The 15,590-nt window shown below is 47.9% G+C and carries 10 protein-coding genes; all 10 read left to right on the top strand.

The window, feature by feature from the left end; translation table 11 throughout:
• Positions 1–423 (top strand): RNA-guided endonuclease InsQ/TnpB family protein (locus tag FS806_RS20420; RefSeq protein ID WP_144940308.1); only part of this gene is annotated, 423 nt, incomplete at its 5' end.
• A 162-nt stretch (positions 424–585) separates the two neighbouring features.
• Entirely contained in the window at positions 586–1,293 is a 708-nt protein-coding gene (locus FS806_RS20415) for an HAD family hydrolase (protein ID WP_144940306.1), read from the top strand.
• A gap of 613 nt (positions 1,294–1,906) precedes the next feature.
• Positions 1,907–2,512 carry a YqaA family protein gene (locus FS806_RS20410; protein WP_144940304.1) on the top strand — a complete coding sequence of 202 codons (606 nt, stop codon included), beginning with the start codon at positions 1,907–1,909 and terminating at the stop codon, positions 2,510–2,512.
• A 346-nt stretch (positions 2,513–2,858) separates the two neighbouring features.
• Entirely contained in the window at positions 2,859–5,105 is a 2,247-nt protein-coding gene (locus FS806_RS20405; RefSeq protein WP_144940302.1) for a helix-turn-helix domain-containing protein, read from the top strand.
• A gap of 187 nt (positions 5,106–5,292) precedes the next feature.
• A complete protein-coding gene (locus FS806_RS20400) occupies positions 5,293–6,189 on the top strand; it encodes an ABC transporter permease (protein WP_144940312.1) in 897 nt (298 codons plus the stop codon).
• 10 nt (positions 6,190–6,199) lie between these two features.
• Positions 6,200–7,060 carry a carbohydrate ABC transporter permease gene (locus FS806_RS20395; RefSeq protein WP_144940300.1) on the top strand — a complete coding sequence of 287 codons (861 nt, stop codon included), beginning with the start codon at positions 6,200–6,202 and terminating at the stop codon, positions 7,058–7,060.
• Positions 7,061–7,082: 22 nt separating this feature from the next.
• Positions 7,083–8,627 (top strand): extracellular solute-binding protein, encoded by a 1,545-nt coding sequence (locus FS806_RS20390; RefSeq protein ID WP_144940298.1) that lies wholly within the window; start codon positions 7,083–7,085, stop codon positions 8,625–8,627.
• Between the two features lie 139 nt (positions 8,628–8,766).
• Positions 8,767–14,181, top strand: coding sequence for a DUF6528 family protein (locus FS806_RS26345; RefSeq protein WP_222126734.1), 5,415 nt, complete (start codon positions 8,767–8,769; stop codon positions 14,179–14,181).
• A 90-nt stretch (positions 14,182–14,271) separates the two neighbouring features.
• A complete protein-coding gene (locus tag FS806_RS20380) occupies positions 14,272–14,634 on the top strand; it encodes a hypothetical protein (protein WP_144940296.1) in 363 nt (120 codons plus the stop codon).
• A gap of 35 nt (positions 14,635–14,669) precedes the next feature.
• Positions 14,670–15,467, top strand: coding sequence for a sugar phosphate isomerase/epimerase family protein (locus tag FS806_RS20375; protein WP_144940294.1), 798 nt, complete (start codon positions 14,670–14,672; stop codon positions 15,465–15,467).
• The last annotated feature ends 123 nt before the right edge of the window (positions 15,468–15,590 follow it).

Genomic DNA, 15,590 nt, shown 5'->3' with positions numbered 1-15,590 from the left:
TTCGTCAAGACACGCAACATTGTAAAAGTCGAAAAGTCGATTCGTTTGCTTCATCGGAGATTAACGAATATCCGCACTAATCACATTCACCAAACGACGAGCGCGATAGCGAAAGCCAAGCCAAGCGCTGTAGTGATGGAAGACTTAAATGTGAGCGGAATGATGAAGAACCGCCACTTGAGTAAGGCGATTGCCGGACAGAAGCTGCACGAGTTTATCCGGCAGATGAAATACAAGTGCGAGAAGATCGGCGCGAGATTTGTTCAAGCCGCCAAATGGTTCCCTTCATCGAAAATGTGCTCATGTTGTGGTCAGATCAAGCCGAACCTGAAACTGTCTGATCGCACCTTTGAATGCACTTGCGGACATGTGATCGACCGCGACTTGAACGCGGCGATCAACCTATCTAAATTGGCGGTCTGACACGTATCTCGTCATCGCCAATATGTAGGATTCGTTGCATCCGAATTTACGCCTGTGGAGTGTCATACCAAACGCGAGTAGTTCCGGCAAAAGCGGACACGGCGAAACAGGAAGCAAACAAGGATTTATAGACTTTTATAAGTTCTTGGCAACGGGAAAGGCTTGCAGCCCAAAATCCGACTGATTCTTTTTGATTTGGACGATACGCTGCTGCATTTTGATGACTATTGGGAAGCCAGCCTGAAGGAGGCTTTCCGTCAGCATCCTTTGACCCGCGACGAGGATCCGGACCGTCTCTTTGAATGCTTTAGCCGTAAATCCGAGCTGTATCACGAGCAGTATTATCTTCAGAAAATCAGCATAGAGCAATTTCGCGAACGCAGGTATATCGATGCCTTGGCTGATTTTGGCAGGCGGGGGGACGAGAAGTCAGCGAAGCAATTTGAAAAATTGTATCAGCGGTTAAGCAAAACCTTTATGAAAACGGACAATCAACTGCTGGATGTGCTTGAGGAGCTGCAGAAACGGTATATGCTCGGGATAGTAACGAACGGAACGGCCAGCTGGCAGTTCGACAAATTGGAAGCTACAGGGGTGGATCGATTTTTCCCGAGGGAAGCCGTCTTTATATCGGAAACTATCGGATGCGAGAAGCCGTCTCCCGAAATCTACCGCAGACCATTGGACTATTTTCAAGTAGAACCGTCCGAAGTCTTGTTCGTAGGCGATTCCTGGAAGAATGACGTGGTCGGCCCCATGAGCCTGGGGATGAATGCCATCTGGTTTAACAAGAAGGGAAGAGCGCAGCCCGAGAGTCCTGTTCCCATGGCTACGATCAAGCACATGGCTGAGTTAATAGAATGGCTGTAGTAAGATCCTTGGCCTGAGCTGCTTCATTCCAAATCGGCGGCATGGATGGCAAGACTCGTCCATGCCCGGAAGCAGTACGGGAGGAAAAACAATGCAGGGATAGGCGGGATTGCATTGCGAACTGTCACATTTTTATGCTAAGCTGTTATTTGTGATCATTACTATCTGGAAGGATGATGAAAAAGCAATGAAGTTTTCCGCATCAAGACAACAGCGTTACCTGCTTTGCGGTTTTGCTTTTTTACTATGCTTCCTTTTAGTGATACCGATAGCATTACATCCCGCCATTCCGGCTGATCCGCTGAAGCCCGTCCTGAGGGCAAGAGCGGCTGCTACTTCAGACAATCCCTTTAATAAATATTCTCATGCAGAGCCTATTCTACTGTTTCTGGTTCTAATACTGTGCACCGTCCCCTCAGACAGGGTCCGTTCCCTTGTCACCACGGCGCAATTTCGTATCCGCGCGTCCATACCCGTTATGTTCAAGCAAGTGATTTTATCCCCGATTAAATTCACTTCCGTTATGTACTCATAGCTCGATGGGCCCATACCGCTGATCATTTATGCTCATTTAGAAGACTACCTGCCATCATTTAGGAGGCCTCTGCAAATTATGTTTCAATCAATCATTGATTTTCTTATGGATTTCGGTAGCCTCGGGCTATTTATTCATTCCTTCGCGGATGCGGTTATTTTTCCGATTCCCGCCTTTTTCCTGCAAGTCCCCTTAAGCCTCATCAATCCATCCCAAGCTCTCTGGCTGGCAACGGTAGGATATATCGGAAGCATTCTCGGTACCCCGTTGGGATATTGGATAGGCAAAGGATTAGGCAAATCGGTCCTATATAAATTCCTCAAGAAAGAGTGGATCGAAAAAGCCTCTACCATGTTTCAACGCAATGGAGAAGCGGCAATTCTGGTCGGAGCCTTCACCCCGATTCCCTTCAAGGTATTTACCATTCTCGCCGGCTGTCTGAATTTTTCCGTATGGAGACTCATCGGCTACGCCGCATTGGGGCGCGCCACGAAGTTTTATGTTGTAGGAGCTCTCTTTTATGTATACGGACGGGCCGCTGAGGGCATGATCGATGGTCTTAAATATCTATTCCTGGCAGTAGGGGTTGTCGTGGCGATCGGCTTTCTCGTGTTCAAGAAAATGCGAAATAAGAAGACGACCAAGCTTAACCCGGAGCAACAAAGCAGCTCGACGAGCGATTAAATATACAATAGGTTCAGTCGCCCGGATGTCAGTATCGGCGCGGTCTTTGCCATCTGCTGTATTGAACTAAAACAGCTCTTTAATGGGCTGTTTTTTTTATATTTGTAAGCCTTGTGGCTTCCCTTAGAGAAGTATACAGCTCTCCTTGGAAGCGATGCAAAGACCAGAAAGGATATAAGAGGTTTGAAGCTGCCTGGTCGGGGGGAGAGAAATAACGCTTCGAAGGTCCCTGGTCGCTCTGCAAGGGGATTTAGGGCCTATATCTTTCTTAATAATTGACAAACGAGGCAGGAGCAACCATGATAGAAAAAGAGATTTAACGATGCGTTAGAGGAGTGAGATTTCGATGATCCGCCATATCTCAGAGACAAAATCCGCGTTTCGCAAATATTTGATCCTGTTCTTCACCATGATTCTGATTCCTACTTTGCTGCTTCTGGCGTGGCAGATTTACAGCAAATACCGGGATGCTGTGCAGCAAACTGTAAGCGTTTCCGAAGCCGCTCTGGAATCCGCTTCCCGCAATCTGGATCTGCTGCTGGACCAATTCGGACAAATCTCTTTGCAAATCTCACTGACTCCGGATGTGCTGGAAATGTTGAACCGCCCATTCGACCTGCAGGCTTATCAATATGCGGATATTAAAGGGCAGCTGCGAAGCTGGATGAATTCCAATGCGCTGTTTGAATCGATCTATCTGGATATTCTGCAGAACGGGAAAGTATTGACGGTCAATGAGGGCTTGTATGACCTTAAGGACTTTTACGATAAGGACTTTCTGAACCGGGTAACCGGAGCTGCGTCTGAATTTCCGCGCCCCTGGGTCGGCTTGCGCGAACGGCCGGGGGAGCCCGGGAAGGAGATTCTGTCCTTCGTCAAGCCGGTGCCCGCCACGCAGAAAACGGCTTTAGGCTACTTGGTGTTCAATATCCACAAGGATGTTTTTATGAGCACTTTGCTGAACTTGAATTCACAGATGTCGGGACCGTTGATCGTAGCCGATCCATGGGGGCGTCCGGTTTCCTCAACGGTAGAGGGGCTGGATTTGGATAAAATGCTTCCGAAGCTCGGACCGGGGGCCATCTATACGGAAACGGTTTCGCTCGCCGGGAAGAAATACATCCTTAGCGGTGCCAAAAGCACGACGAATGGCTGGGCTTTAATGCAGCTCACCCCTGCAGGGCCCTACACTCCAGTCGTTACGGATGCTATCCGCCAGGCTGTCCTCATTATGCTTGGCGTACTTGCCGTCGGAATCGGATTGTCCTACTTGTTCGCCTCGATTCTGTATGATCCGTGGCGGCGTCTGGCAACGAAGCTTCAGGAATTCGTGATGAGAGCTCCCGGAGACAGCCAGGACGCATACGCGGTTGTCAACCGGGCGATTCATAATTTGATTACTACGATTCGGCACAATGAACCGATTGTCCGCAATCATGTCGTGCACGAATGGCTTCACAATCATCAGCCCGAAGATCCGGACGCGGCCCGCCGATTCTCCGAGGCCGGCATTCAATTTGTATCTCCTTATCACGCTGTACTTGTTGTAGTGGACGAGAGTATGCGTGACCGGGATAGCTCGGCCGGGCATACGCTGTTCTTGTTCAGCCTGGCGGAGGACGAGCTGCGGGCCCGATTTATGGCGGCAGGGACGATTCTCGACCGCGGCAAGTTCGCCTTCATCCTCAATTTCGACCGGGAAGTGTTCGACGGCGAGCTAATGGCCGAGCTGGAGGACGGCTGCCGGACGATCCAGCGGCTGGCCCACAGCCGCCTGAAGGCGGAGCTTTACTTCTTCGTCAGCGGGATCGGCCCTTTGGATCAGCTGGCTGAAGCTTACGAGCAGGTAAAGCGAGCCATGACCTATAAAGCTTTCCTGCCGCAATCTGCTGTATGCTTCGTGGAGGAGGCGAAGGAATCCGGTCATTTTCAATATCCGGCGGCTTATCAGAAGAAGATATTGAACACGATCCTGGCCGGGGACCAGAGCCGGGTGGAGCATTATATGTCGGAGCTGTTCGACCGTTATTTATCAAGCAGCGGCTCACCGTATCCGAAGCTGCTGCAAATGATCGTGATGCTGATGAGTCATGTTCTCGGCTCCTTGGTACAGGAAGGGTACGACATTGAACCGCTGATGGACCAGGTGGATCTGCTTCAGCTTCAGCAATGCCAGAACCAGTCGGAGCTCCGCAGTATGCTAATGCGTCAAATCGGGCAAATCATGGATTATTTGGAGACGGTACGGAAGCAGGCGGAGGGCAGCAGCCCATGGGTCCGGCAGGCGATGGACTATATAGAGGCCCATTATGCGAATAACATTTCCATATCGGATATTGCTTCTCATATCGGCATAAGTCCGTCGCATCTGAGCAGGATCTTCAAAGCAGAGGTAGGCAAGTCTCCGCTTGAATATTTAACCGAACGGAGATTGGCGATGAGCAAAACGCTGCTGAAAGACAAATCGAAGTCGCTGCAGCAAATCAGCCAATTAATCGGCTATAATGACGCCCATACGTTCATCCGTTCATTCAAGAAGGCGGAAGGGACGACCCCGGGCGAATACCGCAAAAAGGTGATGGATCTTTCTTGATTCGAATGGATTTTTTTTGTCACCCGGCAATTTTTGCGCAATAACGCCCATTCGAATCAAAAACTCGTAATTTCCTCCTATTCGGGAATGTCTTATAGTGTAAAGGCAAGCACACGACCATACGAAAGGAGGATTTAGATTGGCGTTACCTTCTACGGCTCGAACATCCACACTATCATTTTTATCAATGTATTGGAGGAAAGCGTGGAAGCCGTTTGCAAGCCACAAATATTATTTTGTGCTGCTGCTTCCTGGTATCCTTTACTTCTTGTTGATCCATTATTGGCCTATGGCTGGTATTGTAATCGCATTCAAAGATTTTCGGTTAATAGATGGCGTAATGGGAAGCCCTTGGGCCGGGCTCAAATGGTTTCAGTTATTGTTTGATTCACCTGATTTCTGGGTGGCGCTGAGGAATACGATCATTCTCAGCGTCTATAAGCTGGTGTTCAACTTCCCGGCACCGATTATATTGGCGCTTCTGCTCAATGAAGTGTATCATGTCGGTTTTAAGCGGGTCATTCAGACGGTTGTTTACTTTCCACATTTCTTGTCTTGGGTCATTCTTGGAGGGGTGTTATATTCGTTGTTTTCTTCCAAGAGCGGATTGTTGGAGATGTTTGGACTCCAAACCTCGCCATTGATGGATCCGGGCAGCTTTCGGGGATTACTCGTACTGTCTGAGCTGTGGAAGGAGGTCGGATGGGGGACCATTATTTATATGGCAGCGATCTCTGGCATTAACATGGAGCTCTACGATGCTGCCAAAATTGATGGAGCTAACCGCTTTCAATTAGTCCGCCATATTACATTGCCTTCGATTGCGGGCACGATCGTCATTTTGCTTATTTTGAAAACAGGTCATATTTTGAACGTAGGCTTCGATCAAATCTACAACTTGTACAACCCACTCGTTTATGAGGTTGCGGATGTACTGGATACTTATGTATACAGAGTGGGGATTACGATGGGAAGATATCCGTTCGCCACAGCCGCAGGGTTGTTCCAGTCTGTAGTTGGGTTGATCTTGATTGTATTAACCAACCGATTAGCCAAGAAATTCGGCGAACAAGGAATATGGTGAGGAGGTACTGATGCATTCTTCATTCGGAAATCGCTTGTTTAACACAGTCAATGCCGTTTTGCTTTCATTATTAGGTCTTGCCACGATCTATCCACTATGGCGAGAGATTTCCCGGTCGTTAAGCTCGGGTGATGCGGTAATGCGGGGGGGCATGTTCTTATGGCCCGTTGACTTCAGACTGGATGCGTACCACATCATAATAAAGAGCGATTATTTGTGGACGGCGTATGGCAATTCCCTCTTTATTACCATCGTAGGAACAGTACTAGCGCTTCTATTAACGTCAAGCACTGCCTATCCACTGGCCAAACGGACGCTCCCGCTCAAGAAGTTGTTTATGCTCATTGTATTGTTCACTATGATCTTCAGCGGAGGCCTGATCCCGACTTACCTGGTGATGAAAGAACTGCACCTCATTAATACTTTATGGGCCATCATCGTCCTGAATCTCATAAGCGCTTTCAATGTCATCGTCATGCTCAGCTTCATTCGAACGATCCCCGAGGAACTGGAAGAATCGGCTATGATCGATGGCGCCAATCCGATTCGTATCTTTTTTACGATTATATTGCCGCTATGCAAGCCGGTACTGGCAACATTGGCCCTGTGGATGGCGGTTAGCTTATGGAATAACTTCTTCCAATCTTTTATCTATTTGAACGATAAAGCGCACATGACCTTACCCGTCTTGCTTCGTCAAATTATTGCCGGTCAAGTTGATGCGGAAGCGATGGGCGAGCTCAATGCAGCTTCTTCGGATTCTGTCATTGCAGCCACAATTGTTGTCTCTTTGATCCCTATATTGATGGTGTATCCATTCTTGCAGCGTTTCTTCGTGAAAGGCGCAATGATTGGATCGGTCAAAGGGTAAAAAAATATTAGGAGGTCATCCCATGCTTCAGGCTCCAAAAAGAAAGATGATGTTGGCAAGCGTGCTCGCAGTATCGATTGTTTCCGCTGGTTGCAGTGCAAAAAATGAGAAGGATGCGGCTGTGACTGCTACCGCGACTCCAGCAATTAAAGAAGTGAAAACGACTACCTATGAAATCCTCCGCAAATTTGCCGCTCCGGAGTATCCGGCGGATGGCGGCGTGGGCAAGAAAACGCTCCTTGAGGCATTTGAGAAAACTGGAGCGAAGGGATTCGATTTCAAGGTTACTCTCGCAAGCGGAGACGATTACTTTACCAAGCTGAACATTCTTGCTACCTCAAGCCAGCTTCCTGACTATTTCGACATCGATTCGAAGACGCTCGCACGGTTCTCCGAAGAGGGACTGCTTCTGCCACTGGATGAGTATCTGAAGGATGCTCCAAATCTAATGAAGATCATTCCGGAAGAATTCTGGAAGGAAGTCACGTTTAACGGTAAAATTTACGGCATTCCAAAGGGAAGAAACGACAAGCCGTTTAACTTGCCCAGTACACTTGGACTTACCATTCGACAAGATTGGCTGGATAACCTCAAACTGAGTCAGCCGACCACACTAGATGAGTTGTATGCCGTATTGCAAGCCTTTGTTACACAAGATCCTGACAAGAACGGCAAAGACGATACATTCGGTCTGGGAGTTTCCAACGAGACGAATTTCAATGCGATCTTTGGCGCGTATGGCATTATCCCTAAATATTGGACTGAGGTAGACGGAGGAATTAAGAAAGGGCTCGTGCTTCCCGAAATGAAAGAGGGCCTTGCTTTACTACAGAAATGGTATGCGGAAGGTCTTATTGCTCACGACTTCCCGATTATGGAATCCAAACAAAGAGATGAGCTGGTTGTAAACTCTCTGGTCGGAGTGTTCGAGGGAGATGTGTATTATACGGAAAAGATGTCTAGCCCACTTGCAACTTCGCTGCATGAAGCCAATCCCAATGCCAAGCTCATCATGCTGGAAGCGCCGAAAGGTCCGGCTGGTAAGCAAGGCTATCAAGAAAAGCTCTATAATTCGGAGTTCACAGCACTGTCGGCTAAAGTTCAGGATCCCAAGAAATTGTTCCAATATCTGAATTGGGTTGCCGATCAGAGCGATGAAGGCGGATTCAATCACATGATGTACGGCATCGAGAATGAGGATTTCACTTACGACCGCGCTACGGATACAATCGAATTGATTACTCCGTATGCCGAGCTGTATAAGAAAGGGTATTCCAACCCGGTTCGATTCGTTATTGTTACCGATCGTCGTTCAGCGAAGCCAGAAGTTCGTGAGGCCATTGAAATTGTGAACAAACATGTGATCTCCAATGCCTTGTGGAAATCGGTTCCAGCAGAGATGGATTATCCAGATCTCGAGACTAAGCTGTGGATGGAATATTTGGTCAAGATCGTTACGGGCGTGTGGCCTGTAGAGAAGTACGACGAATTTATCAAAAAATACTATGCTCAAGGCGGTAAACTCATCGAAGAGCAAGCCAACGAGCTGTGGAAATCATTACAATAAAATGCAGTCAATGAGCTTGTGATGCCCTCTATTGCTAATTATTTCGATTTAATCGAACAACTCCTGCAGCCAAGTCAGATGATCCACCGACATCTGACTTGGCTGCAGATAATTGAATCCTAAGGGAGGAGCATTATGTATGAGTAGGTTGAGAAAAGGAATTACACAATTAAGTATTTCGGTTATGCTGCTTAGCTTGTTCTTACAGATGTTTGCTAGTTCTGCGAATGCTCAAGGGATTACCCAAGTCACAGGCAACGAAATCGTCAGTAATGGCTATTATGTGTTTGCAATCCCAGGGATCAACAGCTACTTGCAGGGGCGTGGCCAATATGCACTCTCCTCGAATCCTAACACGAACACATCGCCGTTACTGCGCAGCCATATCAAATTTGATGAGACACTTCCTCAGGTAAACGAGGCAATCGTATGGCAGGCAATACCATTCGGTTCAGGCTACAGTCTGAAAGCCTACTCTGAGGATGGAACCAATGCCTACTTGAATATTTCGGAAGTGGACTTGACGCTTGGCGAACAGCAGGAGTTAGTCCTGACAGTAAATGATAACGGCACTATTCTCATTAGTCGTGAGGTAAACGGTACCTATTATTATGTGCGGTTCACCAATGCAAACGGCGTAGGCTGGCAATCCAGCCCGGATAATTCATACCTGCCAAGTATGTCATTCCGTGTATTCCCCGTTACAGAAAATATGATTATTTCAAATGATAGAATCCTAGAGATTAACGCGCATGAGATCGTCAGCGGCGGGTTCTATTCACTCTCTATTCCCGGAATTAACAGCAATACGCTTGGGCGGGACGAATATGCTCTGGCAAGCGAGAGCAATGGCAATGCTGCCCCCTTATTACTTCGTCATATTCCATTTGATGTCGGTCTGAAGAGCATATCAGCTGTTCTCGTATGGCAAATTGAAAGCTATGGAAGTGGCTATAGCCTGAAAGCCTATTCCAAAAGTGGAGGCGCTTCCTACTTGAATCTTAATGGAAATGATTTGACGCTGGGTGAACGGCAGGAACTAAGCCTGATTATCAATGACGATGGAACCGTACAGATTTCCCGCAATGCAAACGGTTCGATTTATTATGTGCGGTTCACTAATTTAAACGGCGTAGGCTGGCAATCCAGTACAGACGCTTCTTATAAGCCAAGCATGTCATTTCGCGTGAGCGCTGTTCCGCTTTCCTTGCTTGAGAACAATCCGATCAAGCCTGTTTCCTCAAGCAATATGCATAGCGGCGGGTATTATATCTTTGCCCATCCCGGCATTGGCAGCACCGACCAAGGCCACGGTCAGTTTGCTTTATCCGGTATCGAAAATATCAATTCTAACAACTCTATGCTCAGACATGTGAAGTACTCTGAATCACAATATGGTCTGGATGATACCATCGTATGGAAGTATGAAGCTTACGGGTCTGGCTTCAGCTTGAAGCTGCTCGGTGCTGACGGGACGGACAGCTATTTGAACCTTGATATGAATGGTTCAACCGCTAGCGCAACACTCGGGCCCAGGCAAGAATTGAAGTTTACTAGAAACGCTGACGGAACGGCAAAAATTTCGCGTAGCCTGAACGGGACCACCTATTACGTTCGTTTTACGACGGCAGGCGGCGTAGGCTGGCAGGCAGGCACTTATGATAGCAGCAATGCTTTCCGAGTGTTTGAGGTTCCTAGCGCTCGTATTATGCCAATGCCAAACATCGTCAAAGGTCAGCAATTAACGGAAGGCACGAAATATATATTGGCCATCCAGAATATTTCCAGTAACGATCAAGGCAGAGGATTGTTTGCGCTATCCAGTAAGCCAACGGCATACACGGATCAGAAGCTGTTCCAGCACGTGAAGTTCAGCGATACTGTTCAACCTCCGGTGAATCCAAGTCTGGTATGGGTTTTTGAGAAATTTGGCGGTGGTTATAGCTTGAGGGCAGAAGGTGTTGAGGGAGACAACAATTATTTGAATATCAGCATGGCAAACAGCAAGCCCAATGCATATCTGGGTTCAAGGCAAGAGCTGAATGTGGTTGTCAACGAGGACGGGACAGTAATGCTGTCTAAAGCCTTGGAAGGAATCCCTTTTTATATCCGGTTTACGAATTTAAGAGGAATCGGATGGGAAGCAGCTCCTGCAACAAGCTCTGCATCGTTTCTGCTATACCAAGTATCCGATGTTCCGACGCCTAGACCGACTTACTACAAAGTCGGGGCAACTCACCTAACGAGCGGCAACGATTACGTACTTGCGATTCCGGGCATTACGCCAACTGGCGGCACCAAGGATCAGTATGCCGTTTCCAGTGAGAATACAACGAGCTCAGACCCATTGCTATTGAAGTATGCCAGCTTTGATGCCTCTAAAGACACAGTGGACTATCGACTGGTATGGAAATTCGAACAAGTTGAAGGTGGATGGGCGATTAGGTCTCATAATGAAGCAGGTGAGAACAGTTATCTAAACATTCATCTAAGTAACAGCAATCAACCTTCAATTTCACTTGGGCCTAAACAAACATTGACTGTTAATGCTGATGCTACAGGACTAGCGAGCGTGTCCCGAGTCATTGACGGCAAGACGTATTACGTTCGTTTTACGACAGTGAATGGTCAAGGCTGGCAGGCGAGCGCGACGAACAGCAACAATCTCTTCCATGTGTACGAAGTGAACATCGATAAGACAAAGTTGGATCTGGAAGAGCCTCGTGAACAGCCTTTGTTTACGATTTCGGCTCTGTCTGATTTGCATGTTGATTACGGTTTGCAGGATAATCCGGACGTGATTAGACCGCAAATTCGCGCTGCACTTGGAACCATTAAGACGAATGAAAATCCGGATCTGGTCGTTGTGACCGGGGACAGTTCGAGTACAACTGGCAGCATCCCATGGGGTCAAGAGACATACAATAAGTTTGTTTCGCAGGTGACAGGCGCTTTCGCAGAGACGAGCAAATACGGAAAAGTGCTATATGTTAACGGGAATCACGATTATGAAGCAGGTTCGACTGCGTACAATTCCGGCGCCTATATCGATTCAACGATGCTAAGCAGCCTTGGGCAATATGAAGATGTGTTATATGAAGGTGTAGATCGGACTTCCAATCTGTTGGCTTATCACTACATGATTAACGGAATTCACTTTATCGGGATTAATACTCCGTATAATGGGGACGAAACCATCGATTCCAATGTGTATACGCCCGAAGCTATCGATTTCGTGGAGAACACACTTTTGACCATCGGCAATACCGAACGGGTTATCGTACTTGGTCATTATCCTCTTCAAGGATCAAAAGCATTAACTGCGCCAGCGAAAGCTCTCTCTGATGAGAATGGCATGAACACCCGCTTGCATCGCATTTTTTTGAACTATCCGAACTTGATCTATCTCTATGGCCACGACCATGGTGGTCCTTTCATCGAACAGGACACTTTCGAGCGGGTGACAGCCTATAACGCTGACGGCAGCATAGAACAGGATCGTAACGTTCGCTCTACAGGCTATGTCTCTAGCTTTGCAGGTTCACTAAGCTATTATAACAATCGATATAATCCAGGGCCGCTCTCAGCCGAGCAACCTGCAGTAATCCAGTCACTCATGGTCTATGTTTATGAGGACTATGTAGATTTGCAGATGAAAAACTATGGGGAGCGGAACGGAATTAAGAAAAACCTTGCGCCGTATACGATTCCTTTCAGGGAATGGATAACCTCTCGGACATACACGATCGATCATACGGCGGGAACGGTTACGGACATTCCACACCAAACGACCATTGAAGCCTTTTTGGCCGGGTTTGATCAATCGGAAGAGCTTTCCGTATTTGGATTGGATGGGAATGAAATTACTGATCATAGCAGAATCATCCGTTCTGGGATGGAACTGAAACGAATGAGCGGTACAGCTGTGCTGGACTCCCTGCAGGTGCTTGTTAATCAGGCTGCCGTGACAACGCTGCCGATCGAGGGCAACTCGAAGGTTCCTAGCTCGGCAGAAACCGAGATGGTTGCGCTTACGGATCAGCAATTCAATAAAATCGTTGTATACAAGCAGGATAGCCCAGATTGGAATGATCCGAATGCAATCGTATGGAAGTGGCAGCCGACTACCGCATTAGGATTTACGGGAATTAGCACCTTTGACCTTGTGACGGATGCGAAGCTTCGCTATAGTGAGTTTTATGGCGGATATGTTGTTGTGACGACCGCTTCTCGTGGATTTGTGGGTATTATTGATTACGAAACTGGTGAACGGCTATATAGCCGCGCTACGAAGAATGAGGAGAATCCTCATTCCATTGAATTGCTGCCGGACGGAAACATCGTTGTGGCAGATAGTGTCGGCAACGCTGTGACCATATACGCGTCCAGTCAGGGGGATGCAAATGGTTATTATTACCGAGTAGAGCTTCCTGGAGCTCATGGCTTAGTTTGGGATAACCAGCGCAAGCTGCTATGGGCAGTTGGAGATTATGAGGTGGTCGCTTATGAAATCACCGGCACGACAGAGCGGCCAACTCTAACATTGAAGGAAGGTTTGGGGGCTGATCTCCCGGCAATGGAAGGCAAAGAAGGGGCTTGGGGCCATGATTTGTTCCCTGTTACGGAAGGCGGGGACCTGCTCAGGGTGACAGCCCAATATGAAGTGTATCAGTTTAATATGGTTACTGGAGAACTGTCTAACACATTCGACTCGCATGATGATATTTTTAGCACTCATGTCAAGTCCATTGGAACACAGCCGTATACGGGCAACATTATCCGTACTGTACCTAATGGAACGATGGCATCTTGGGCCACGAATGCGGTGGATATATTCCGTTTCGATGGACAAGGCAGCTACACGCATGATCTAAGAATTCATAACAGCGAGGCGTACTACAAGGCGCGTACCTGGTATCCTAGCATTCGGATGATCAATGATATGATCAAGGAGGAACCTTCAAGTCCACTGGCGACAGACAAACCCGGCAAGCCGGTATTGTCGAGTGACAGTGGGTACGACACGGGCCTAAGAGACGGCAACTACACGATTACCATGAATCAATGGTGGGGCAATAATGGGACGACATACAAGTTGTATGAGAATGGGGGGTTAATCGATACGCAGTCATTAATTGATAAATCTCCTGATGCCCAGACGGCTGCAACCGTCCTAACAGGCAGAATTAACGGCACTTATGTATACACATGCGAATTGATTAATTCCTACGGGACGACAAATTGCGATTCGATAACCGTTGTTGTTGCAGATGCCTTACCGGGTAATGCTGTGCTCTCCAGCGATAACTGGGATGGGGACGGAAGCTACAACGTGATGATGAATATGTGGTGGGGAACCAATGCAGCTACCTTCGAGCTCTATGAGAATGGGGAATTGGTACAATCCGTTCCTCTGCTCGAAGCGACACCTGGAGCTCAATTCGCAACGGTAACCATGACAGACAAACTAGCAGGAACGTATGAATATTACGGTAAGTTAATCAATGCAGCTGGTGAAACGATAACGGAAAAAATTGTCGTACATGTATCTTAAAAAGCAGTGGAGATCTAATAGTGGAGAACAGCTAGCTTAGCAGATGATACCGGGATCCCCACTGCTAAGCGGGGATTGCTTCTTAGGAAAATGATGATAGAAAAGGAGGGGAATGAAGGGGTCGAGGTGATCATTACACCCGATGCTCCGAACGAAAAGTGGCAGGCAGGGAAGGAAATGTCCGGTATCGTTGAAGCGATATTGACGGGGATCAACCATTCCATCCCGCAAAGGAAATATGTACTGACGGCCAGTGGGGCGAAGGCGGACTGGATCCGGCAAAATTTGCAGATCGGGGAAGCGATTTCCGTTAAAATAGAGATAGACGGCGGCCTCGAGGAGGCTGAGTATGTCTTGGCCGGGTTCAACCATAGATTCGCTAATGTCTTGGTTCATGAGGGCAAAGTGAGCGAAGCCGTTCTGAATATCCAGGATCCAAAGATCATCGTCTAACTGACAGGTTAACGAAACAGAGGAGAGTGAAACGGATGAGGCAACCGGAAAGATGGAAGGTCGGTACTTCTTATAATGTCAAGAATACCGCCGGACTGGAAGAGATCAAGAGTGCCGGATTGGATTGTATTGAATTGGTATTGCACAGCAAGGACTGGAACAGTCAGTTCCAGGAGCTTTCCGAGCAGTTTACCGCGATCGTTCAGGAAGCCAATCGCCTGAACCTGCATATATGGTCCGTCCATTTGCCCTATGGCCATGATTGGGACGTTTCCTGCCCGGATGACGCCAAGAGAGAGGCGATCATAGCCAATCAGTATAAATTGCTGGAGCTGGCAGAGAGTTGGGGAGTAGGCCGGGCGGTACTGCATCCGAGCTATGAGCCGATTCCGATTGAGGACAGGCGCCGTCGGTTAAGCATATGCCGGGACGGACTGCAGCAACTGGCCCGCCGGGCGGGGCATCTGAATATTCGAATAGCGGTGGAATGCCTGCCCAGAACCTGTCTCGGAAATACGAGTGACGAAATTTTGGAGTTGATCGGGTCTGAAGATCGATTGATGGTTTGCTGCGATGTTAACCATCTTCTTCAGGAAACCGCGGTCGATTTCATCAACAAAGTCGGTTCGCGGATCATTACCGTTCATATGTCCGACTATGACGGGGAGGATGAGAAGCATTGGATGCCCGGAGAAGGAATTATAGACTGGAAGAATGTTCTTCGAGCCCTCGCCGGCCACGGATATGAAGGTCCGTTTATGTTCGAGGTGAGAAACCCTTCCCCGGAAGATCTTACGGCATGCTGGAGGCGGCTGTTGGCATTGAATCCTTAATTATGCGTCATTCTTCTTGGAAAGGCTGCTTGGCAGGACCGCCTGCTAAGCGGCCTGCTTGTTTTTTACCAGAGCTATTAGCCTTCGATGTGCTTCCGGTATTCATGGCAAGAATCTACATTC

The organism is Paenibacillus sp. 32O-W, assembly GCF_007679495.1.
Classification (GTDB): Bacteria; Bacillota; Bacilli; order Paenibacillales; family NBRC-103111; genus Paenibacillus_L; species Paenibacillus_L residui.
The sequence above is the reverse complement of the archived record's forward strand: the minus strand, read 5'-3'. Positions and strand labels throughout refer to the sequence as shown.

Coding starts and splice junctions, on each gene's coding strand:
- FS806_RS20410 (WP_144940304.1), top strand. CDS start 1,907: ATGTTTCAATCAATCATTGATTTTCTTATGGATTTCGGTAGCCTCGGG.
- FS806_RS20405 (WP_144940302.1), top strand. CDS start 2,859: ATGATCCGCCATATCTCAGAGACAAAATCCGCGTTTCGCAAATATTTG.
- FS806_RS20400 (WP_144940312.1), top strand. CDS start 5,293: ATGTATTGGAGGAAAGCGTGGAAGCCGTTTGCAAGCCACAAATATTAT.
- FS806_RS20395 (WP_144940300.1), top strand. CDS start 6,200: ATGCATTCTTCATTCGGAAATCGCTTGTTTAACACAGTCAATGCCGTT.
- FS806_RS20390 (WP_144940298.1), top strand. CDS start 7,083: ATGCTTCAGGCTCCAAAAAGAAAGATGATGTTGGCAAGCGTGCTCGCA.
- FS806_RS26345 (WP_222126734.1), top strand. CDS start 8,767: ATGAGTAGGTTGAGAAAAGGAATTACACAATTAAGTATTTCGGTTATG.
- FS806_RS20380 (WP_144940296.1), top strand. CDS start 14,272: ATGATGATAGAAAAGGAGGGGAATGAAGGGGTCGAGGTGATCATTACA.
- FS806_RS20375 (WP_144940294.1), top strand. CDS start 14,670: ATGAGGCAACCGGAAAGATGGAAGGTCGGTACTTCTTATAATGTCAAG.